The following is a 20,141-nucleotide window of genomic DNA, read 5'->3' as shown; positions in this document are numbered from 1 at the left end:
GTCAGGCCGGAAGCACCGTCAGCTCCGGCCACTTCGCCTTCCACCGCGCGGCCTTCAGCGCATAGACGCCGGCATGAAAGAACGGCCCTCCGGAGGGACGGATCGTCATGGCCTCAACGTCCGAAAGTCCCTCCGGCGCGTAGAACCTTCCATCGTCCGCCAGTCCGACCTTGGACACGGACATCAGAAAGCGATCGATCCCTTCGCATGACGACGAGAGCGCCGTATAGGCCTGTCCGAATTTTTCCGGATACCAGAGATGCACCCGCGCCTGATTGCGGATCTCGATCGTCTCGTCGATATCGGCGAACAGTGCGGCGCAGCGCCTGATGACGTCATCCTCCGCCTCCCAGCTCGTGTCGGGATCGAAATAGAAGATGTCGTAATCCTTGATGCCGTAGTCAGGCGCCCGATCCGTTAGCGCGTTCCATGCCGTCTGGAACAGCGAGCCCGAAACGAGCCAGGCATCGGGAAGCGAGAGGGATGAAAGGCGCTCCAGAATCTCCGCGTTCACGTCATTGGTAAACGCGAGATCGATGAAGCGCCTTTCTTCCATTATTCCGCCGCTTGTTTCGGCGTTTCAGCTTGCCAGCGCAAAACAGGATTGCGCGCGGCGAGCGTTTCGTCGAGGCGGTGGCGTGGCGCGAAATGCGGCGCGCCGGTGAAGCGCGACTTGTCGTTGCCCTTCGCCGCCTGAGCGAGATGCTTCAGCGTGCCGATGAACTGGTCGAGCGTATGCTTCGATTCCGTTTCTGTCGGCTCGATCAAGAGAGCGCCATGAACGACCAGCGGGAAATACATGGTCATCGGATGGTAGCCTTCGTCGATCATCGCCTTGGCGAAGTCGAGCGTCTCAACGCCCGTGCCCTTGAGGAAGCGATCGTCGAAAAGCGCCTCATGCATGCAGGGCCCTTCGAAAGGCGCGGAGAGATGGTCCTTCAGCGAAGCGAGAATGTAGTTCGCGTTCAGCACCGCGTCCTCCGCAACCTGCCTGAGACCGTCCGAACCGTGGCTCATCATGTAGGCCATGGCGCGCACGAACATGCCCATCTGGCCATGGAAGGCGACCATGCGGCCAAAGGGATGTGAACCGTCGGCCTTGGCCTCTCCCGCCGTCTCAACGAGGCGGAAGCCATCCGCCCCGTGTACGACGTAAGGCAAGGGCGCGAAAGGCGCGAGCGCCTCGGACAGCACCACCGGACCCGCGCCCGGACCGCCGCCGCCATGCGGCGTCGAGAAGGTCTTGTGCAGGTTGATATGCATCGCATCGACGCCGAGATCGCCGGGACGCACGCGGCCGACGATGGCATTGAAATTCGCGCCGTCGCAATAGAAATAGGCGCCTGCCTCATGGACGGCGTCGGCAATTTCCATGATATCGCGCTCGAACAATCCGCAAGTGTTCGGATTGGTGAGCATGATCGCGGCGACATCCGGTCCGAGCTTCGCCTTGAAGGCCGCGAGATCGACGCGTCCGTCCGCCGTCGCCGGGATCGCATCGACCTTGTACTGAAGAAGCGCGGCGGTCGCCGGATTGGTGCCATGCGCCGATTCCGGCACGAGAATGCGTGTGCGCTTGTCGCCTTCGCCGCGTGCGACCAGCGCGGCGCGGATCGCCATCATGCCACATAGCTCGCCATGAGCGCCTGCCTTGGGCGACATGGCAACCGCGGGCATGCCGGTCAGCTCCTTCAGCCAATGGGCGAGCGTGTCCATCAACTCCAGCGCGCCCTGCACCGTCTTCTGCGGCTGGAGCGGATGCACATCCGCGAAGCCCGGCAGCCGCGCCATCTTTTCGTTGAGGCGCGGATTGTGCTTCATCGTGCAGGAACCGAGCGGATAGAGACCCGCGTCGATCGAGTAGTTCTTGCGCGAGAGGCGCACGTAATGGCGCATCACATCGGGCTCCGACATGCCTGGAAGACCGATCCGCGCCTTGCGCTCGAAAGCGCCGAGCTTCGGCTCATAGCCCTCCGGCTCGTCGAGATCGACGCCGGTCGCGCCCGGATTGTCGAGTTCGAAAATCAACGGCTCTTCGAGGCGAAGCCCCTTGTTTCCGGTGAAGGTTTCGAAATCGCTCGATCCAGCTTCACCCGCAGCCGTGGGACGGCCCTGATTGTTCATGCCGGACATCAGAGCACCTCCTTCAGCGCAGCCACAAAGTCGGCGCGGTCGTGATCGGTATTGATTTCAGTCGAAGCGACGATAAGCAGATTCTCAAGCGAAGCATCGCCCGGAATGAGCCGGCTCGCCGGCAGACCGCCGAGCACGCCCTTGTCCGCCAGTGCATCGACGACAGCCGTCGCTGACTTCGGCAACCGGATCGTGAATTCGTTGAAGAAGGCTCCATTCAGGAGTTCGACACCCGCAACGCCCGAAAGCGCCCTGCCGAGCTTCACCGCATTCGCGTGATTGATCCGCGCCAGCTGCTTGAACCCGTCCTCGCCCAGCAGCGACAGATGGATCGTGAAGGCGAGCGCACAGAGACCGGAATTGGTGCAGATATTCGAAGTCGCCTTTTCGCGGCGGATATGCTGCTCGCGCGTCGAAAGCGTCAGCACGAAGCCGCGCTTGCCCTCTGCATCGACCGTCTGACCGCAGAGGCGGCCCGGCATCTGGCGCACATATTTCGTGCGCGTGGCGAAGAGGCCGACATAGGGTCCGCCGAAGTTGAGCCCGTTGCCGATCGACTGACCTTCGCCAACCACGACGTCGGCGCCCATCTCGCCGGGCGGCGTGACAAGACCAAGCGAGACGACTTCCGGCACCACGGCGATGAGCAGCGCGCCCTTGGCGTGCGCGGCATCCGCGATGGCGCGAAGGTCGATGAGTTCGCCGAAGTAAGACGGCGTCTGCACGACGACGCAACTCGTGTCGTCGGCAATGCGCGAGATGATGTCTTCGGTCTTGCCGGGCAGCGCGGGCGCCAGCGCCTCGACGGGATCGCCACCGGCCTCGCAGAGATTTTCGACGACGGCGCGATAATGCGGGTGCAGCGTGCCGGAAAGCACTGCCTTCTTCCGCTTCGTCACGCGATGCGCCATCAGCACCGCTTCGGCACATGCCGTCGAGCCGTCATACATGGACGCATTGGCGACATCCATGCCAGTCAGCAGCGCAACCTGCGTCTGGAACTCGAAGAGATATTGCAGCGTACCCTGCGTGATCTCCGGCTGATAGGGCGTGTAGGAGGTCAGGAACTCCGAACGCTGAATCAGATGATCGACCACCGATGGCACATGATGGCAATAGGCGCCGCCGCCGATGAAGAAGGGAACGGAGCCCGCCGAAACATTCTTCGCCGCCATCTTGGTCAGCGCGCGCTCGACTTCGAGTTCGCCCTGTCGCCGTGGCAGATCGACGAAACCGTCGCGCCGGGCGCGCTCCGGCACATCGCGGAAAAGATCGTCGACGCTCTTCGCGCCGATAACGCCGAGCATTTCGCGGCGGTCGGCAGGGGTCAGTGGCAGGTAGCGCATGGTGGCACCGTTATTTTGAAAGAAATCAGGCGAGACCTTCGACGAAGCTCTTGTAGGCGTCTTCATCCATCAGCTTCGCAAGCTCGGACTTGTCGGAAAGCTTCAGCTTCACGAACCAACCCTTGCCCATCGCATCTTCATTGACGCCGCCTGGTGCGCCTTCGAGATCGGCATTGACCTCGACGACCTCGCCGGAAACGGGGGCATAGACCTCACTGGCGGCCTTCACGCTTTCGACCACGGCAGCTTCGTCGCCCTGCGCGATGGTCTTGCCAACTTCCGGAAGCTCGACATAAACGACGTCGCCCAGCTGTTCCTGCGCGTAGTCGGTGATGCCGACCGTGGCAACATCGCCGTCGACGCGCACCCATTCATGCTGGTCGGTGAAACGGATCTCGCTCATCTCTCTGTCCCCTGACTTATTTCGTCTTGTGAAAACGTTTCGTGGTGAAGGGCATGGCGACGACCTTTGCCGGCCGTCCCTTTCCCCGCACCATCAATTCAACTTCCGTGCCGACCCCGGCATGGGCTGCATCGACATAGCCCATGGCGATCGGCCCGCCGACGGTCGGACCGTAACCGCCGCTGGTGATCGAGCCGATGACCTTGCCGCCCGCGACGATCTCGGTCCCTTCGCGCGCGGGCGCCTTTCCTTCCGGCAACAGGCCGACACGCTTCCTCGGCGCACCATTCGCGATCTGGTCGAGAATGATCTTCGCGCCGGGAAAATTCGCTTCCTCGCGGCGGCGCTTGCCGATGACCCAGGCAAGCGCGCCTTCGATGGGCGTCGTCGTCTCGTCAATGTCGTGGCCATAGAGGCAGAGCCCCGCCTCGAGGCGCAGCGAGTCGCGCGCGCCAAGGCCGATGGGCTTCACTTCCGGCTCGCCGAGCAGCTTCTTCGTGAGCGCGACCGCATCCTTCTCCGGCACCGAAATCTCGTAGCCATCCTCGCCCGTATAACCCGAACGGCTGACGAGGCAGGGAATGCCGGCAACGTCCATCGCCTGTGCCGTCATGAAGAGCATGTCGGCACCGGCGGGCGCGAAGCGCCTGAAGACATCGACCGCCTTCGGCCCCTGCAGCGCGATGAGCGCGCGGTCGCGGATCGGCTTCAACGCAATCCCCGCAGGCAGGTTCGCCGCGATATGCGCGAAGTCCGCTTCCTTGCAGGCCGCATTGACGATGACGAAAAGCGAGTTGGCGTGCGCCGCTTCGGCCGGGCGCGTGACCATCAGGTCGTCGCGAATGCCGCCCTTGTCGTTCAGCAGAAGCGTGTAGCGGATGGCGCCGGGCACGAGGCCCAACAGGTCGCCGGGGACAAGCGCCTCAAGAGCGCGGGCGACCGTCTCGAAATCAGGCCCCTCGATCCAGGCCTGCCCCATATGCGACACGTCGAAAAGGCCTGCCGCCTCGCGCGTGTGGAGGTGTTCGGCCAGCACGCCGTCCTTGTACTGGACCGGCATGTCATAGCCTGCGAAAGGCACCATCTTCGCGCCAAGCTCGATATGGAGCGCATGCAGCGGGGTGACCTGAAGCGTCTCTTCGGAATGGGGAGCTGACATGAGCCTCTCTCGGTTGCGCGCGAATCATCAAGGGCTGCCGTCCGGCGAAATGCCGGCAGCGCCCCCTCTGTCGCGGAACCTGAGAGATTTCGCGGAACGGGAAGAACCCGCCGCTTACGCCCTTCGGTGAGGCCCATCCGAGTTTGGACGGCCTGCTTTCCAGAGATTCATCCCCCTGCGGTCCGGTTGCCTGAGAGTTTCCGGGGCGGTTGCTCCTTCGGCGCCGGATCTTTCGATCCGATCTCTCCCGCAGGGATCATCTGTATGACGTCTGGCTTCAAGCGGTGAAGCCGGGGCCGATCATATGGAGGGCCCCGATGGAGTCAATCAGGCCCGTGAAAAACCCCAAAACGAATCGGAGTTTTCCACGGAAATCGGCTTTTTGGCTGTTTCAGCGCAAGGGGGTGGCCGGAACCTTTTTGTTGTAGTCGAGCTGGTCCTGGGTCAGCTGGAAGCCGACGATGACCTCATAGGCCGCCCCGTTGATCTCGCCGCCGATGGGGATCTTCGTATCCTCGATGGTCTTCAGGAACTTCACCGTCCGGGCCGCGCCGTCAAAGGTGACCGGAATGTCGAGCTGCTGCTTCGATAACATGTATCCGTGGCGCACGATGGCGATGAAGCCCGGAATATTGGCTTCGCGCGACGTGGCGGCGGGCCCCAGATCGACCGTGCCGTCAAAGGCGACATTGACCGAGATCTCGGAGTTGTCGGAGTCGTATTCACACTGAAGCACAGATTTGCGAATCTCAGCGCGCAGCACCACATCCGTCAGATCCTTGCCGCGGCCATTGAACAGGGTCATGTGGTCGGCACCGTCGAGCACCCCCACCGTCGGGCAAGGCTTCGGCGCGTCTTTCTCGACGACATCGACCGCTTCGTCGTCCCCACCGAACATGGAGCAGCCGCCCAGCGCCAGCGGCATGACGAGAAGCGCGGCGAGGCCGAGGCCCCGGAGGGAGAAGACACCTGCATGGCGCGGAAGGCCGGTCGGCTCGATCGGAAACGGCATCGTCGTGTCACTCGCTGGGTAAGGATGTGAAAGCCCCGCCTGCCGCCTATGCCCGGTTTCTTGACTTTCGCCGGGCGGCCCCCTCTATTACCGGCAGAGAAGACCCCCGAAAGCCTTGCTTTTCAGATGGTTAGGCAGGTCGACAGGGCCGCTTGAGGCGGCGCGGGCACTTTATCGAAGTGTCGGCGAGGCCACAAGCAGGGGGCCGGAGCGCTCACCGCGCGCCCGGTGGCCTTACGAGACAAGCACGTCCCCATGAGTACGACCATGACCGAGCGAGCCCCGAAGCCGAAGTTGACGCTGATCCTCGCCTCGCCCCGCGGCTTCTGCGCGGGCGTGGACCGGGCAATCCAGATCGTCGAAACGGCCATCGAGAAATTCGGCCCGCCCGTCTATGTGCGCCACGAGATCGTCCACAACCGCTTCGTCGTCGAAACGCTGGAGCGCAAGGGGGCCATCTTCGTCGAGGAGCTGGACGAAGTGCCGGAAGGCGCGCGCGTGATCTTCTCCGCCCATGGCGTGCCGAAATCCGTGCCCGAAGCGGCGAAGGCGCGCGAGCTCATCTATTTCGACGCCACCTGCCCGCTCGTCTCGAAGGTCCATGTCGAAGCGGAGCGCCACCATGAGCGCGGCCTCGACATCATCCTGATCGGCCATTCGGGCCACCCGGAGGTCATCGGCACCATGGGCCAGTTGCCCGAAGGCGCGGTGTGCCTCGTCGAGACGGTGGCGGATGCCGAAACCTTCGAGCCGCGCGATCCGGCAAAGCTCGCCTTCGTCACCCAGACGACGCTTTCGATCGACGACACGGCGGAAATCGTCGCCGTGCTGCGCCGCCGCTTTCCCCGGATTGTCGGTCCGCACAAGGAAGACATCTGCTATGCGACGACGAACCGGCAGGAAGCGGTGAAGGCCATTGCGCCCCGCGCCGACGCCGTCATCGTCATCGGCGCGCCGAACTCGTCGAACTCGATGCGCCTCGTCGAAGTCGCCGAACGCGCGGGTTGCTCAAAATCCATGCTGGTGCAGCGTGCCGTCGATATCGACTGGGCAGCCCTTGGGCATCCGCGCACCGTCGGACTGACGGCGGGCGCGAGCGCGCCCGATGTGCTGGTCGACGAAGTCATCGCCGCTTTCCGCGAACATTTCGACGTGACGGTCGAAGATGTGGAAGCCGCCCGCGAATCCGTGCAGTTCAAGCTGCCCCGCGCCCTCGCCGGCTGACAGGAACTCTCGAATGGCTGTTTACACGGAAGTCGACGACGACGAGCTCGAAGCTTTTCTCGCCACCTATGACATTGGCGAGCTGCGCTCCTACAAGGGCATTGCGGAGGGCGTCGAGAATTCGAACTTCCTGCTTCATACGACTGCGGGCACCTATCTGCTGACCCTTTACGAGAAGCGCGTCGCACCCGAAGACCTGCCTTTCTTCCTTGGGCTGATGAATCATGTCGCCTCGAAGGGCATCGCCTGCCCCGTGCCGATCCGCGACCGCAAGGGCGAGATGCTGGGCACGCTTGCAGGCCGCCCTGCCGCCATCGTCAGCTTTCTCGAAGGGCTTTCGGTCCGCAAGCCGCAGCCGAAGCATTGCGCGGAACTGGGCGCGGGACTCGCGCGGTTCCACCTCGCCGGCGCTGATTTTCCGCTTCGCCGCGCCAATGCGCTGACCGTTTCCGGCTGGCGTCCGCTTTTCGAAGCGAGCCGCGCCCGCGCCGACGAAGTGTCGCGCGGTCTTGCCGCCGAGCTTGCCGACGAGCTTTCAGCACTCGAAGCGAGCTGGCCGCATGATCTGCCGCAAGGCGTGATCCATGCCGACCTCTTTCCCGACAATGTCTTCTTCATCGGCGAACATCTCTCCGGCGTGATCGACTTCTATTTCGCCTGCAACGACACGCTCGCCTACGACCTCGCCATCTGCCTCAACGCCTGGTGCTTCGAGCATGATGGTTCGTTCAACATCACCAAGGCCCGCGCCCTGACGCAGGCCTATAATCATGTGCGCCCGCTCGATGCGGCGGAGCTTGCGGCGCTGCCGCTGCTGGCGCGAGGCAGCGCCATGCGCTTCCTGCTGACGCGGCTTTACGACTGGCTCCACCATCCGCCGGGTGCGCTCGTCAAACCGAAGAACCCACTCGAATATCTCAAGCGCCTGCGCTTCCACCGCAGCCTTTCCTCGCCCGCTGCCTACGGCCTCGACTGATGACCACTCCAGAGACGATCGAGATTTATACGGATGGTGCCTGTTCGGGTAATCCGGGGCCGGGCGGCTGGGGCGCGCTGCTGCGCTACAAGGGTGTCGAGAAGGAAATGTGCGGCGGCGAGAAGCTGACGACCAACAACCGCATGGAGCTGATGGCCGCGATCATGGCGCTTGAGGCGCTGAAGCGTGAATCTCATGCACGGCTTCACACCGACTCCGTCTATCTGCGCGACGGCATCACCAAATGGATTCACAACTGGAAGCGCAATGGCTGGCGCACGGCGGACAAGAAGCCCGTCAAGAACGCCGAGCTGTGGCAGCGCCTCGAACTGGCGCTCGAAACGCACGACGTCAGCTTTCACTGGGTGAAAGGTCACTCCGGCCACGACGGCAACGAGCGCGCTGACGAACTCGCACGGCGCGGCATGGAGCCCTATCAGAAGGGCAAATGAACGCCGAAAACAAAAGGGCCTCCCGAGAGAGGCCCTTTTGCATTTCTGCCGAACGCTTCAGATCTGGGTCAGAATGTTATCCGCGCCCGAGACCTTCGCCTCGCCGGGGTTCGGCTCCTTGTTGAGCGACTTCACGACGCCGTCGTCGACAAGCATCGAGTAGCGCAGGCTGCGCGTGCCCATGCCGAAGCCCGAACCGTCGAAATCGAGACCGAGCTTCTTCGTCAGCTCACCATTGCCGTCACCAAGCATCGTCACCTTGTCGCCGGTGCCCTGAGCCTTGCCCCAGGCGCCCATGACGAAAGCATCGTTGACGGAGAGGCAGACGATCTCGTCCACGCCCTTCGCCTTGATCTCGTCGGCCTTCTGAATGAAGCCCGGCAGATGCTGGTTCGAGCAGGTCGGCGTGAAGGCGCCGGGAAGCGCGAAGACGACGACCTTGCGGCCCTTGAAAAGATCGGCAGTCTTGACCGGCACGGGCCCCTTCTCGGTGAGCTTCATCAGCGTGACGTCCGGGATTTTTTCTCCGACGTTGATGGTCATTGCAGCCTCCAATGTTTGTGGCGCCCCTCACGGGGGCCCGCGGTTCGGCGGGCATTAAAGCCGCATTCGAGGCCCGCCGCCAGTCGGCGTTGAAGCCATCCGCTCACGAAGACGTGAGCATGGCTCACTCGACGGAACGCACGGCCTCGATGGCGGTTTCGGGGCCCGACAAGGTGAGCTTGACGCGCGCGCCCTTGAGCGCCCTCCCTTTCGACGCTTCAAACGGCACCGCATATTCGATCGTCCCGCCCGCCCTCGCCACCCGCGGTTTGTCGAACCAGAACCCTTTCGGCCCTTCGATAATGAGCTGCGGTGCCTCACCCTCGGCCCGGTAGCGGATGCGGAGCGCCGCCCCGTCCAAACGCGCGGAGAGGATGGAAGGATCGGCCGGCTCTTCCGGAATGCACGCCAGGAAACGACGGATAAGTTTCGACTCCGGCGTTGCGGCCGCATCCGCCGAAACGGGAATCGAGAGGCTCAGTTCGGCCTCGCCCGGCACGCAGATGTTGGAACAGACGCCATAGGAAAATTTCACCGCAAGCTTGACCGGCTTCGTCGCGTCCTTCGCGGTGACAAGAAGCGGCCAGACGACTTCCCCGGCATAACCGAAAGTTGAATCTCCCGGCGCGTCGAAGCGCTCCGGCGCGGGCCAGCGCAGATCGACCGACGCGACATTGCGCGACGCCGACCAGTCGAAGTGCGGCGCGAAACCCGAATCGCCCGGCAGGCGCCAATAGGTGTGCCAGCCCGCTGCAATCTCCATTCGAAGGCCGGCGAGGAAGGGCCCCGCCCCATGTCCCGTCGCCCCCGCGAGAAGTTGCAGCCGCGCTGCCTCGGTCGTATCGGCCGCCCGCGCGGGCGCGACGCCGAGCAGCAGAAAAATGGCGGCAATCCGCGCCGCTGCCGCCAATATTCCTGCTCTCATCGTAGCCATGTCCACGTCCCACAATACCAAGCGTTGATGATAGAGCATCATGCCTCGGCGCGCCCAGCGCGGCATCATGCAGGATTCTCGCGTGACATCGACGGCGCAAGGGTCAACAATATTTAAATGAGGCCTTGAGTACGGCGCGGCACAGCACAAGTAGGTATGCATGAGCCAGATTTCGCCACCTCTATCCTGCAAGCCCGTCGAGGAGGGTTTCCTCGAAGGCAAGATGCTTATCGCCATGCCGCAGATCGGCGATGACCGCTTTGAACGCACCGTCATTTATCTGTGTGTGCATAATCCCGAAGGCGCGATGGGGATTGTGGTCAACAAGGCTGCACCCAATATCACGCTTCCGGATCTTCTCGACAAGCTCGCCATTCCCGTGCCCAGCGAAAGCCCGCTGCGCGTACCGGGCACCACGAATTGCCCCGTGCTTGTCGGCGGACCTGTCGAGGCCGGGCGCGGCTTTGTGCTGCATACGCAGGATTATTTCTCCGAGGATTCGACGCTGCCGGTGGACGAGGATGTCGGCCTTACCGCAAGCCTCGACATTCTTCGCGCCATCGCCCGCGGCCGCGGCCCGAGCCGCGCGTTGCTCGCACTTGGCTATGCCGGCTGGGCGCCGGGCCAGCTCGAAGCCGAAATACAGGCCAATGGCTGGCTCCATTGCGATCCGGACCCGGAGCTTCTTTTCGGCATCAATCTCGACCGGAAATATTACTCCGCCCTGTCGAAAATCGGCATCGACCTCTCGCTATTGTCCGGCGAAGCGGGTCACGCCTGATCGTGTTTACCTGTGCGTGTAACGCGCGATGAAGTCGAGCGCCTCGGCCGCGCGCATGGGCTGGCCGAAATAGAAACCCTGCGCATAATCACAACCCATGACGGATAGATCGCGCGCCTGCTCCTCGCTCTCCGTTCCCTCCGCCACGACCTCCATGCCGAGATCATGCGCAAGCCGCACGATCGAGCGAATGATGACCGGCGTTTCGCGGTCGGTCGACATCCCTGCCACGAAGGATCTGTCGACCTTCAGCGTGTCGAAGGGGAAGCGCTGCAGATAGGAGAGGCTCGAATAGCCGGTGCCGAAGTCGTCAAGCGACAGTCCGGCGCCCAGCGCCTTCACGCGGCTCAGCATCTGGGCGGAGAATTCGGGGTTCTCCATGATCAGAGATTCCGTCACCTCAAGTTTCAGAGACCCCGGCACGATGTCGATGCGATGGAGAACGCGCTTCAGGTCATCGATCACGTCGTGTCGCAGAAGCTGACGGCTTGAAACATTGACGCTGACAAAGAGCGGCTTTTCCTGCGGGAACAATTTCTGCCAGGTCGCAAGCTCCTCGCTTGCCGACCGGAGCGCGAAACGGCCTATATCGTGGATGAGGCCAATCTCCTCCGCAAACGGAACGAAATCGTCGGGCATGAGAAGCCCACGCTCGGGGTGGTTCCAGCGCACCAGCGCCTCGAAGCCGCGCACGGTTCCGTCGACGAGCGACATGATCGGTTGATAATAGAGTTCGAACTGCTTGCGCTCCACTGCATGCCTGAGATCGGCATCGAGGCTCAGATTGTCGTCCGCCTCACCGCGCATGCCGGATTCAAAAACCTCGATATGCGCCTTGCCTGACCGCTTGGAACGGTACATGGCGATTTCCGCTTCGATCAGAAGCTGTTCAGGCCGCTCGTGACTGTCCTCGCATACGGCAACGCCGATTGACGAAGACGGAAAGACTTCGTGACCGCCAATTTCAATCGGCTGCGACAGGAACTCCTCAAGCGATTCCGCGAAGGCCTTTGCATCGGCGCGCGAGGTGCGCGTCGCGAGCAGAATTCCGAACTCGTCTCCCTCGATGCGCGCTACCGTGTCTTCCTGCGTCACCATGGATTCGAGCCGCCGCGCCACGGCAATGAGAAGCGCGTCCCCGCCCGAATGGCCAAGGCTGTCATTGACGTTCTTGAAGCGGTCGAGATCGAGCAACAGCAGCGCCGCGCGCGGCCTGTCCATGTGCCCCGTGCGATGAATGGCCCGGTCGAGACGGTCCATGAAAAGCGCGCGATTGGGAAGGCCGGTCAGGCTGTCATGTACCGCGTCGTGAAACAGCCGTTCCTCCGCCATCTTGCGCGGCGTGATGTCGCTCACGGTGCCCACACAGCGCGTGGCAAAACCTTCCGGCCCCGCAATGCAACTCGCATTGAGCGCCACCCAGCGGAAATCATCGTCCGAATGACGCATGCGAAATTCGAGCATGAATGAAACATTGCCGCGCCCGATATAGGCGTTGAGCGCATTGCGGTAGGTTTCGCGATCGGCGGGATGCATGTGCTCGCGCCAGGAGAGCTCATTCCCGCCCAATGTTCCCGCTTCAAGGCCGAGCGACGCCTCGACCGAGGGCGAGACATAGAGCGTGTCGGTAACGATATCCCAGTCCCAGACGCCCTGCCGCGCACCCGATAGCGCGAAGGCATGGCGCTGCTCGCTCCGCACCGTTCCGACATCGGTGCGGCGGCGGCCACCCTGCGCCTGATAGGCGGCAGCAAAGGCGAAGAGCACCAGCGCAATGGTGAAGATACCCACGGCGAGCGACGTTCCGATAAAGGTTCCCGGCAACCAGCCCGCCGCGTAAAGCGCGCCGACCAGCCCGGCAAGACCGAAAAGCACCGTACCCGGAATGAGAAGCTGCGCGGGCCTGATGCCCCTGAGGGCCGCCAGCACGACGAGCGGCGCGCCGCCGAAAAGCGCGACGGCCAGGCAAAGCCGCACGAGCAATCCGCTTGCCTCGGGCCAGACTATCGAAACGGGAATGCAGGCGAGGACCGCAAGGCTCATGATGCGGGCGATGCGCGACGCGCGCGGAAAATGCCTTTCGAGATCGAGGAAATAGCGTTCGAGCGCGAAGGTGGCGCTGGCGAAAAGCGCAAGCGTCCAAATTCGGAAAATGAGATCCCACCTGGCCGAAGCGCCGACCATCATCGAGAGATAGCCGAACTCCGCGAGCTCGACGAAAAAGCCCGTGCCGAGCAAAACGGCGGTTGCCCGGGCCGCAGGCATCCGCGTGAGAACGGCGAGCGCGGCAAGATAGATTGCGAGCCCGGCGACCACGCCGAGCATGCCCCCCTCGATGAGCGAGAGCCGCCTGTTGAAAGCCTGCCAGGCGGTCGGGTTCCACATATAGAGCGAAGCGGGCGCGGGCTTTTCGGAATGGAGCGCCACGGTCACGCTCGTCACCGGATCGACGGTGAGCGAGAGAACGGAAAAGCCCGCCCTCGCCTCGGTGGGCAGCGGGATCGGATCTTCGGCGCCAGCCGCATAGGCGCGATCGATCTCTGGCGCCGGGTGCGGCCAGATGAGATTGAGAAAGCCCTCACCCCGACGGTCGGCAACGAGATAGCGCGTGACCGGGTCCTGCGCCCGGTTGCGAAGCGCGGTCGCGAGCCAGACGCCCTTCGCCTCGGGCGAGCCGTCGGAGAGCGTGACCGAGCCGTTATCCTCCGGCACGCCATCCGCCCCCTCGCCATCGGCCGCCTCAGCCGGCGCCGACGTTTGGGGCGCTGCCGGAGTCGCGGCGTTGGCCGGCGGGGGCGTTTCCTGATTATCGGCGCCGCTGTCGGGCGCTTCAATGGTCAGCTTCTGCCCATGTTCCTCATAGCGCTCGGTGAAAGGCGTCAGATTGACGACGGCGCGCGGATCGTCGAGTGCAACCGCGTCGAGCGCGTGCGAAACTCCGGGCATGAGCGTAAACAAAAGCGCAGCCAGCGCACCGGCCGCGCGCATGCCCTTCAGGCCTCTTGGCATCACTCCCCCTCTCGTACGCTCACAAGCGCGGATCGTCTCGCAGAATGGCAAAGACGACATGGTCGCGCCACATCCCGTTAATTCTCAAATAGCCCCGCGCATAACCCTCTTCGTGAAAGCCACACTTCCGCAGGACCGCCTTGGATCGCTCATTTTCAGGCAAGCACGCCGCCTGAAGCCGATGCAGTTTCAACTCTTCGAACACATAGGGGATAAGCGCCCGCACGGCCTGCGTGACATGGCCCTTCCCCGCATGGATCTCGCCCGCCCAGTAGCCGAGTGTACAGGACTGCTGCACGCCGCGCTGCACGTTGGAAAGCGTGCAGCCGCCAAGCAGCGCCTCATCATGCTCGCGAAATATGAAGAAGGGGTAGGCCTGATCTTCCCTCACGCTGCGCAGATAGCGACGGAGCCGTCTGCGAAAGGCCTGACGCGTGAGGTCGTCGACCGGCCAGGTCGGCTCCCAGGGCGTGAGAAAATCGCGGCTGCGGTCGCGGAGCGAGGCCCATTCGGCATAGTCGCCCATCTGGGGTCCACGCAGAAAGACGCCATCGCCGAGAATCACCGGCGGCGTCTCGGGCTTCGATATGGATCTCAGAAAGGCCATGCCGCACCGGTTTTGCAAGTGTGAGCCCGTCGGGTCCCACAATCGAACCGGCGCCTCTCACACGATCTTATGCAAATCTTGCCGCGAGACGCTCATAGGATTCAAGCCCGCCGCCCGCGCCCTCGAGAGGCCCCACGGCGGCAAGCGCCGGCGTCGCCTTCGAAAGGAACCGACTCGCGAAGCGGCGGAGCGACGCGGCATCTACCGCATCCACTTTGGCGATCATCTCGTCGAGCGTCAGCACACGACCATAGATCATGTATTGGCGCGCGATCTGCTCGGCGCGCGATGCGGAGGATTCGAGGTTCATCAGAAGCCCGGCCTTCATCTGCGCCTTGGCACGCGCCGTCTCTTCCTCGGTCGCGTCCTCGCCAAGCCGCGTAATCTCGCCCGAGATCACGGGCATGAGCTCCGCGAGATCGTCCGGCGAGGTGCCCGCGTAGATGCCGAGCACACCCGTATCGACGAAGGACCAGGAATAGGCGAAGACCGAATAGCAGAGGCCGCGCTTCTCCCGCACTTCCTGGAAGAGGCGAGAAGACATGCCGCCACCCAACACGCTCGAAAATATCTGCGCGGTATAATAATCGGGATCGCCATAGGCGGGGCCCTCGAAGGCCAGCGCTACATGCGCCTGTTCGAGATCGCGCGTTTCGCGCCTCTCGCCACCGCGGAACTTTGCAGGCTCGGCGCCCTCGCCCTTTCCACTCGGAAGCGCAGCAAAACCCTCCTGCGCGAGTGAAACGAGTTCGTCGTGATCGACACCGCCCGCCGCCGCAAGCACCATGCGCGGCGCCTGATAGCGCTCGTCCATATAGCCCTGCAACGCCTCGCGGCCGAAGCTCTTCACCGTATCGACGGTGCCGAGAATGGTGCGCCCGAGCGCCTGTCCCGGATAGGCCGCTTCAAGCAAATGGTCGAAGACGAGATCGTCCGGCGTATCGAGCGACTGCCCGATTTCCTGAATGACGACGCCGCGCTCGCGCTCGAGCTCGCCTGCCTCGAAAACGGAGTGTTGGAGAATGTCGGAAATGATGTCGACGGCAAGCGGCGTATCGTTCTTCAGCACACGCGCGTAATAGGCGGTCGATTCATGCGTCGTGTGGGCGTTGAGATGCCCGCCGACATTCTCGATTTCTTCCGCGATGGCACGTGCCGAACGGCGCTGCGTGCCCTTGAAAGCCATGTGTTCAAGCAGATGCGAAACGCCGTGCTGATCGACGCTTTCGTTGCGCGCACCCGTGTCGACCCACACGCCGACCGACGCAGTTTCGAGATGCGGCATGTTATCGGTCACGACGGTAAGGCCGCTTTCCAGCCTCGTCACACTGACAGCCATTAGAAACTCCAGACCTTGCTACGCAACAACTGCCCGCGCCCGCTCCCGAATGAACCCCTCCACGGCTTGAAGATCGTTGGGCAGCACATCGAGACGCTCCCGACGTTCGAAAAGATCCTGCATGCGTGGCGGAAGTTCGGGATGAACGCCCGTCGCCTGCTTGACCGCATCCGGGAATTTAGCCGGATGCGCCGTCGCCAGCGTCACCATCGGCGTCGCGCCGTCGCCGCGTTCAGCCTTCGCCGCGGCAAGGCCCACTGCCGTATGCGGATCGACGAGTTCGCCGGTCTCCGCCAGCGTCTCGGCAATGGTCCGCGCCGTTTCCTCTTCGCTCACGCGCTTTGCGGCAAAGAGCGTGCGGATCGTATCGAGACGCAGCGCGTCGATCTCGAACGCTCCCGACTGCGCGAGGCTCTGCATCAGACGCCGCACCACCGCGCCGTCGCGGCCATAGGCGTCATAGACGAGGCGCTCGAAATTCGACGAGACCTGAATGTCCATGCTCGGGCTCATGCTCGGCATGACCTGACCGACTTCGTAGCGCCCGGTGTGAAGCGTGCGCGCAAGAATGTCGTTTTGATTGGTCGCAACGAGCAGCCGCGAAATCGGCAGTCCCATGCGGCTCGCCACATAGCCCGCGAAGATGTCGCCGAAATTGCCCGTGGGCACCGAGAAGGAAACAGGTCGCGCAGGCGCGCCAAGCGCCACGGCGCTCGTGAAGAAATAGACGATCTGGGCCATGACGCGGCCCCAGTTGATCGAGTTCACGCCTGCCAGCGAAATCTCGTCGCGGAAGGCATGGTCGTTGAACATCGCCTTCACCAGCGCCTGGCAATCGTCGAAGGAGCCTTCGATGGCGATGTTGTGGACATTCGCGTCGAGCACCGTCGTCATCTGGCGGCGTTGCACTTCGCTGACGCGGCCCTTGGGATGCATGATGAAGATGTCGGTCGTGTCACGGCCGCGGAAAGCCTCGATGGCGGCGGAACCCGTGTCGCCCGACGTCGCACCGACGACCGTGATCCGCTGGCCGCGCTTGGCCAGCACATGATCGAAAAGCCGGGCGAGAATCTGCATCGCCACGTCCTTGAAGGCGAGCGTCGGCCCATGAAAAAGTTCGAGCAGCCAGTCGTTCGAGCCGGTCTGGACCAGCGGCACCACGGCCTTGTGGCCGAAGCTCGCATAGGCCTCGCCGATCATCGTCGAAAGCTCTGCATCCGAGATCGACGGCCCGATGAAGGGCCGCATGACGCGGAAGGCGACCTCCTGATAGGAGAGCCCGGCCAGCGCCCTGATCTTGCGCTCCGAGAACTGCGGCCACTCAACGGGCACATAAAGGCCGCCGTCGCGAGCCAGGCCCGCAAGCAATACGTCCTCGAATTCAAGCTCGGGGGATTGTCCCCTTGTGCTGACGTACTTCACCATAATCTCCAGGATAGCCGGTCTCTGTGACCCGACAGGCCGTAACCTAGCCCTGCCGGCTGGCAGAGGCAAACAGCCGATGGGGTTTCAGGAAAGAAGCTCCAGAAGACTCACCGGCCCAGATACCGAACCTCGATATGGCGCCGGAAGGCCCCCGTTCCAAGAGGACCACCCGTCGCAGAGGCGATGATGTCATCCGGCATGAGCGACGAGCCGCGCCCATGGACATTTTCCCTGATCCAGCCGAGCAGCGGCGCGACATCGCCCCGCCCCAGTGCCTCTTCAAGCCCCGGCACCGCGGTCTTTGCCGCCGCGAAGAGCTGGGCTGCGGCCAACGCGCCGAGCGTATAAGTGGGAAAATAACCGAAGGAGCCGGACGGCCAGTGAATATCCTGCATGCAGCCAGAAGCGTCGTCCGGAGGGGTGATGCCGAGATAGCGCCGCATGCCCTCGTTCCATGCGGCGGGAAGGTCTGCCGCGCCAAGCTCGCCCGCGATCATCGCGCGCTCCAGCCGGTAGCGCAGGATCACATGCAGCGGATAGGTGACCTCGTCGGCCTGCACGCGGATCAGGCTTGGGCCGACCTTGCGGTAGTGGCGAAGGAGATTCTCGGGCGACCAGGCCGGCCCCTCGCCGCCGAAGGCCGCCTTGAGGCGCGGCGTTAGCCAGCCGACAAAGGCTGAGGATCTCGCCGCCTGCATCTCGAACAGCAGAGACTGGCTCTCATGGATCGTCATGCCGCGCGAGCGGCCCACCGGCTGGTGGCGCCACTCCTCCGGAAGCCCGCGCTCGTATAGCGAATGGCCAGTCTCATGGATGATGCCCATGAGGCTTTCGGTGAAGTCACTTTCGTCGTAGCGCGTGGTGATGCGGCTGTCGTCGGGCACGCCGCCGCTGAAGGGATGGTGGCTGACATCGAGCCGGCCATGCTGAAAGTCGAAACCCAGCACGCCCATGATCTCGCGGCCGAGTTTTTCCTGCAGAGCGATCGGGAAAGGACCTTCGATCGCGAGAGGCTGTGGCGCAGCCTTCTGCGCTTTCATGACCTCTTGCAGAAGCGACGGCAGGAAGCTTTCGAGTTCGGCGAAGAGCCTGTCGATCTCCACGGAGCGGCGGCCGGGATCGTAACCGTCGAGCAGCGCATCATAAGGATCGAGGCCGAGCGCATCGGCCTTCGCCGCCGCCTGCTCGCGGGCAAGCGAGATGAGCTTGTCGAGGCCGGGCGCGAGCGATGCATAATCATTGGCGGCGCGCGCGTGGCGCCACACCATTTCCGTTTCGGAGCGCTGCCGCGCGAGCCGCTCGACAAGATCGGCCGGCGTCGCATTGGCATGAACGAGAAGACGGCGCATCTCGGCGAGATTGGCACGATCCCATTCGGGAAGCGACGATGCGGTCTCCTCAGCGCTCGCGACGAGTTCAGCCAGCTGTGGCGAGGTCAGCATGTCGTGGCAGATCATCGCCAGCGCCGCCTGCTGTTCGGCGCGCGCCTTGGCGCCGCCTTCCGGCATCATGGTCGCGCGATCCCAATGCAGCACCGACTGCGCGCCCTGCAGGGCGGCGAGGCGATGGAAGCGCGACTTCAAGGTTTCATAGGCGGAAATCGAGTTGAGCGCGTTCATGCTTTCGGTCGTCCGATGCGTCCCTGCGAGCGATGATAAAAGAGATAAACGGCGAGCAGGCCGAGCGCGAGACCGAACCAGGTCAGCGCGTATTGGAAGTGCTCATTGCGTATGTCAACGCGTGTACGTCCACCCTTCGGCCATCCGCCGGGATTGGGCGTCGCGTCGGCTTCCACATAGAAGGGTGCTACCGGCCCGAGACCGACGGCCGCACCCATGGTCCGCGGATCGCGCGTGAACCAGATATTGCGCCGGGCATCGTCCGCCACCGTGAACGCGTCCCGAGCCTGCGGCGCGCGGGCGACACCGACGACCGTCACCTCGCCTTCGACCTCCCCCGCCTTGCGGAGCGCCGGTTCCTTCAACTCCTCGGGGATAAAGCCGCGATCGACGAGCACGATGCCGCCGCCATCCTTGAGGACGAGCGGCGTGATGACGTCATAGCCCGCGACGCCCTCGTCACCCTGACCGAAATAAAAAAGTTCCTTGTCGTGGCGGAAGGTGCCGACGAGGCGCAGGTGATGATATTCGAGCGCCTTTGGATCGAGGCCCGCCCATGCCGCCGGTGCGGGCGCGGACTCAGCGGGCGCTGCCATGCGCGCGTCGATAGTGGCGATGAGATCGAGCTTCCAGTGGAGGCGCTCAATCTGCCAGACGCCGAGACCGATCAGGATCGCCAGCGCGATCGCCGTCGCAATCGTCGGCCAGAGGAGCGGCCGAAAATATGGATTTCCACTCGCCATCAATTCTCGAGCCGCCCCTCGCGAGCCTTGTGCTTGTACTGCTGCGCGATGAGCCAGCCCTTGAGCGGACGGAGCAGACCGACGGTAAGAAGAAGCGTCAGCGGAATCCACAACACCGCATGCACCCAGTAAGGCGGCTGATAGGTGAATTCAACATAGAGCGCGAGGCCGACAACGATGAAGCCGGCGATCATCATGATGAAGACCGCCGGGCCGTCGCCCGCATCGGCAAAATCATAGTCGAGGCCGCACTTGTCGCATTTCGGCGGAATGGTAAGAAAGCCTGTGAAGAGCTTCCCCTCACCGCAGCGCGGGCAGCAATTCTTGAGGCCCACTTTCAGTGAGGATTGCGGCGGATAAAAGCGGTCGTCCATATCAACCTCCTGAAAGAAGAAAGGCGGCCCCGTATCAAACGGAGCCGCCCTGTTCAATGAGC

Annotated in this window: 19 protein-coding genes and 2 riboswitches; of the genes, 4 read left to right on the top strand and 15 right to left on the bottom strand. The window is 63.3% G+C overall.

The window, feature by feature from the left end; genetic code table 11:
• Position 1 precedes the first annotated feature (1 nt).
• The 6 genes from F2P47_RS10240 to F2P47_RS10215 form a co-directional block, all read right to left on the bottom strand.
• Positions 2-556 (bottom strand): nucleotidyltransferase family protein, encoded by a 555-nt coding sequence (locus tag F2P47_RS10240; protein ID WP_152216263.1) that lies wholly within the window; start codon positions 554-556, stop codon positions 2-4.
• Positions 556-2,133 carry an aminomethyl-transferring glycine dehydrogenase subunit GcvPB gene (gene gcvPB / locus F2P47_RS10235; protein WP_152216262.1) on the bottom strand — a complete coding sequence of 526 codons (1,578 nt, stop codon included), beginning with the start codon at positions 2,131-2,133 and terminating at the stop codon, positions 556-558. Before gcvPB ends, F2P47_RS10240 begins: the two co-directional genes overlap by 1 nt.
• Positions 2,133-3,479, bottom strand: coding sequence for an aminomethyl-transferring glycine dehydrogenase subunit GcvPA (gcvPA, locus tag F2P47_RS10230; protein ID WP_152216261.1), 1,347 nt, complete (start codon positions 3,477-3,479; stop codon positions 2,133-2,135). The genes gcvPB and gcvPA overlap by 1 nt, the downstream gene beginning before the upstream one ends.
• 25 nt (positions 3,480-3,504) lie before the next feature.
• The gene (gene gcvH / locus F2P47_RS10225) at positions 3,505-3,882 is read right to left on the bottom strand and encodes a glycine cleavage system protein GcvH (RefSeq protein ID WP_152216260.1); all 378 of its coding nucleotides are present in this window, start codon (positions 3,880-3,882) and stop codon (positions 3,505-3,507) included.
• Between the two features lie 16 nt (positions 3,883-3,898).
• A complete protein-coding gene (gene gcvT / locus F2P47_RS10220) occupies positions 3,899-5,041 on the bottom strand; it encodes a glycine cleavage system aminomethyltransferase GcvT (protein ID WP_152216259.1) in 1,143 nt (380 codons plus the stop codon).
• 65 nt (positions 5,042-5,106) lie between these two features.
• Positions 5,107-5,206, bottom strand: a riboswitch (glycine riboswitch).
• 3 nt (positions 5,207-5,209) lie between these two features.
• Positions 5,210-5,301, bottom strand: a riboswitch (glycine riboswitch).
• Positions 5,302-5,432: 131 nt separating this feature from the next.
• Positions 5,433-6,053 carry a hypothetical protein gene (locus tag F2P47_RS10215; RefSeq protein ID WP_152216258.1) on the bottom strand — a complete coding sequence of 207 codons (621 nt, stop codon included), beginning with the start codon at positions 6,051-6,053 and terminating at the stop codon, positions 5,433-5,435.
• A gap of 255 nt (positions 6,054-6,308) precedes the next feature.
• On the opposite strand from F2P47_RS10215, the gene ispH reads away from it, so the two are divergent.
• From ispH to rnhA, 3 genes are read left to right on the top strand one after another with little or no spacing between them, the layout of a single operon-like run.
• Complete coding sequence (ispH, locus tag F2P47_RS10210; RefSeq protein WP_246176828.1) at positions 6,309-7,277, top strand: 4-hydroxy-3-methylbut-2-enyl diphosphate reductase; 969 nt, start codon at positions 6,309-6,311, stop codon at positions 7,275-7,277.
• A 13-nt stretch (positions 7,278-7,290) separates the two neighbouring features.
• The gene (thrB, locus tag F2P47_RS10205) at positions 7,291-8,253 is read left to right on the top strand and encodes a homoserine kinase (RefSeq protein ID WP_152216257.1); all 963 of its coding nucleotides are present in this window, start codon (positions 7,291-7,293) and stop codon (positions 8,251-8,253) included.
• Positions 8,253-8,705 (top strand): ribonuclease HI, encoded by a 453-nt coding sequence (gene rnhA / locus F2P47_RS10200; protein ID WP_152216256.1) that lies wholly within the window; start codon positions 8,253-8,255, stop codon positions 8,703-8,705. Before thrB ends, rnhA begins: the two co-directional genes overlap by 1 nt.
• Before the next feature lie 57 nt (positions 8,706-8,762).
• Here the strand turns inward: rnhA and F2P47_RS10195 are convergent, their stop codons facing one another.
• Together F2P47_RS10195 and F2P47_RS10190 are read right to left on the bottom strand one after the other, a co-directional pair.
• On the bottom strand, positions 8,763-9,248 hold the full coding sequence (locus F2P47_RS10195) for a peroxiredoxin (RefSeq protein ID WP_152216255.1): 486 nt from the start codon (positions 9,246-9,248) through the stop codon (positions 8,763-8,765).
• Positions 9,249-9,372: 124 nt separating this feature from the next.
• Positions 9,373-10,182, bottom strand: a complete 810-nt coding sequence (locus tag F2P47_RS10190; protein WP_185681059.1) for a protein-disulfide reductase DsbD domain-containing protein — start codon at positions 10,180-10,182, stop codon at positions 9,373-9,375.
• A gap of 160 nt (positions 10,183-10,342) precedes the next feature.
• On the opposite strand from F2P47_RS10190, the gene F2P47_RS10185 reads away from it, so the two are divergent.
• Positions 10,343-10,963, top strand: a complete 621-nt coding sequence (locus tag F2P47_RS10185) for a YqgE/AlgH family protein (protein ID WP_152216253.1) — start codon at positions 10,343-10,345, stop codon at positions 10,961-10,963.
• Between the two features lie 6 nt (positions 10,964-10,969).
• On the opposite strand, the gene F2P47_RS10180 is transcribed toward F2P47_RS10185, so the two are convergent.
• The 7 genes from F2P47_RS10180 to F2P47_RS10150 form a co-directional block, all read right to left on the bottom strand.
• Positions 10,970-13,972, bottom strand: a complete 3,003-nt coding sequence (locus F2P47_RS10180) for a putative bifunctional diguanylate cyclase/phosphodiesterase (RefSeq protein ID WP_185681058.1) — start codon at positions 13,970-13,972, stop codon at positions 10,970-10,972.
• 19 nt (positions 13,973-13,991) lie between these two features.
• A complete protein-coding gene (locus tag F2P47_RS10175; RefSeq protein WP_152216251.1) occupies positions 13,992-14,579 on the bottom strand; it encodes a GNAT family N-acetyltransferase in 588 nt (195 codons plus the stop codon).
• A 67-nt stretch (positions 14,580-14,646) separates the two neighbouring features.
• Positions 14,647-15,918 (bottom strand): M16 family metallopeptidase, encoded by a 1,272-nt coding sequence (locus F2P47_RS10170; protein ID WP_152216250.1) that lies wholly within the window; start codon positions 15,916-15,918, stop codon positions 14,647-14,649.
• An 18-nt stretch (positions 15,919-15,936) separates the two neighbouring features.
• Positions 15,937-17,340 carry a threonine synthase gene (thrC, locus tag F2P47_RS10165; protein ID WP_152216375.1) on the bottom strand — a complete coding sequence of 468 codons (1,404 nt, stop codon included), beginning with the start codon at positions 17,338-17,340 and terminating at the stop codon, positions 15,937-15,939.
• A gap of 110 nt (positions 17,341-17,450) precedes the next feature.
• Complete coding sequence (locus tag F2P47_RS10160; RefSeq protein ID WP_152216249.1) at positions 17,451-18,962, bottom strand: carboxypeptidase M32; 1,512 nt, start codon at positions 18,960-18,962, stop codon at positions 17,451-17,453.
• The gene (locus tag F2P47_RS10155) at positions 18,959-19,705 is read right to left on the bottom strand and encodes an SURF1 family protein (protein ID WP_152216248.1); all 747 of its coding nucleotides are present in this window, start codon (positions 19,703-19,705) and stop codon (positions 18,959-18,961) included. Before F2P47_RS10155 ends, F2P47_RS10160 begins: the two co-directional genes overlap by 4 nt.
• On the bottom strand, positions 19,705-20,079 hold the full coding sequence (locus tag F2P47_RS10150; protein WP_152216247.1) for a DUF983 domain-containing protein: 375 nt from the start codon (positions 20,077-20,079) through the stop codon (positions 19,705-19,707). The genes F2P47_RS10155 and F2P47_RS10150 overlap by 1 nt, the downstream gene beginning before the upstream one ends.
• Positions 20,080-20,141 lie beyond the last annotated feature (62 nt).

The organism is Parvibaculum sedimenti, from assembly GCF_009184905.1.
Taxonomy (GTDB): Bacteria; Pseudomonadota; Alphaproteobacteria; order Parvibaculales; family Parvibaculaceae; genus Parvibaculum; species Parvibaculum sedimenti.
The sequence above is the reverse complement of the archived record's forward strand: the minus strand, read 5'-3'. Positions and strand labels throughout refer to the sequence as shown.

Excerpts from the sequence above, each read along its gene's own strand:
- F2P47_RS10240 (WP_152216263.1), bottom strand. The coding sequence starts at position 556 with ATGGAAGAAAGGCGCTTCATCGATCTCGCGTTTACCAATGACGTGAAC.
- gcvPB (WP_152216262.1), bottom strand. The coding sequence starts at position 2,133 with ATGTCCGGCATGAACAATCAGGGCCGTCCCACGGCTGCGGGTGAAGCT.
- gcvPA (WP_152216261.1), bottom strand. The coding sequence starts at position 3,479 with ATGCGCTACCTGCCACTGACCCCTGCCGACCGCCGCGAAATGCTCGGC.
- gcvH (WP_152216260.1), bottom strand. The coding sequence starts at position 3,882 with ATGAGCGAGATCCGTTTCACCGACCAGCATGAATGGGTGCGCGTCGAC.
- gcvT (WP_152216259.1), bottom strand. The coding sequence starts at position 5,041 with ATGTCAGCTCCCCATTCCGAAGAGACGCTTCAGGTCACCCCGCTGCAT.
- F2P47_RS10215 (WP_152216258.1), bottom strand. The coding sequence starts at position 6,053 with ATGCCGTTTCCGATCGAGCCGACCGGCCTTCCGCGCCATGCAGGTGTC.
- ispH (WP_246176828.1), top strand. The coding sequence starts at position 6,309 with ATGAGTACGACCATGACCGAGCGAGCCCCGAAGCCGAAGTTGACGCTG.
- thrB (WP_152216257.1), top strand. The coding sequence starts at position 7,291 with ATGGCTGTTTACACGGAAGTCGACGACGACGAGCTCGAAGCTTTTCTC.
- rnhA (WP_152216256.1), top strand. The coding sequence starts at position 8,253 with ATGACCACTCCAGAGACGATCGAGATTTATACGGATGGTGCCTGTTCG.
- F2P47_RS10195 (WP_152216255.1), bottom strand. The coding sequence starts at position 9,248 with ATGACCATCAACGTCGGAGAAAAAATCCCGGACGTCACGCTGATGAAG.
- F2P47_RS10190 (WP_185681059.1), bottom strand. The coding sequence starts at position 10,182 with ATGGCTACGATGAGAGCAGGAATATTGGCGGCAGCGGCGCGGATTGCC.
- F2P47_RS10185 (WP_152216253.1), top strand. The coding sequence starts at position 10,343 with ATGAGCCAGATTTCGCCACCTCTATCCTGCAAGCCCGTCGAGGAGGGT.
- F2P47_RS10180 (WP_185681058.1), bottom strand. The coding sequence starts at position 13,972 with ATGCCAAGAGGCCTGAAGGGCATGCGCGCGGCCGGTGCGCTGGCTGCG.
- F2P47_RS10175 (WP_152216251.1), bottom strand. The coding sequence starts at position 14,579 with ATGGCCTTTCTGAGATCCATATCGAAGCCCGAGACGCCGCCGGTGATT.
- F2P47_RS10170 (WP_152216250.1), bottom strand. The coding sequence starts at position 15,918 with ATGGCTGTCAGTGTGACGAGGCTGGAAAGCGGCCTTACCGTCGTGACC.
- F2P47_RS10160 (WP_152216249.1), bottom strand. The coding sequence starts at position 18,962 with ATGAACGCGCTCAACTCGATTTCCGCCTATGAAACCTTGAAGTCGCGC.
- F2P47_RS10155 (WP_152216248.1), bottom strand. The coding sequence starts at position 19,705 with ATGGCGAGTGGAAATCCATATTTTCGGCCGCTCCTCTGGCCGACGATT.
- F2P47_RS10150 (WP_152216247.1), bottom strand. The coding sequence starts at position 20,079 with ATGGACGACCGCTTTTATCCGCCGCAATCCTCACTGAAAGTGGGCCTC.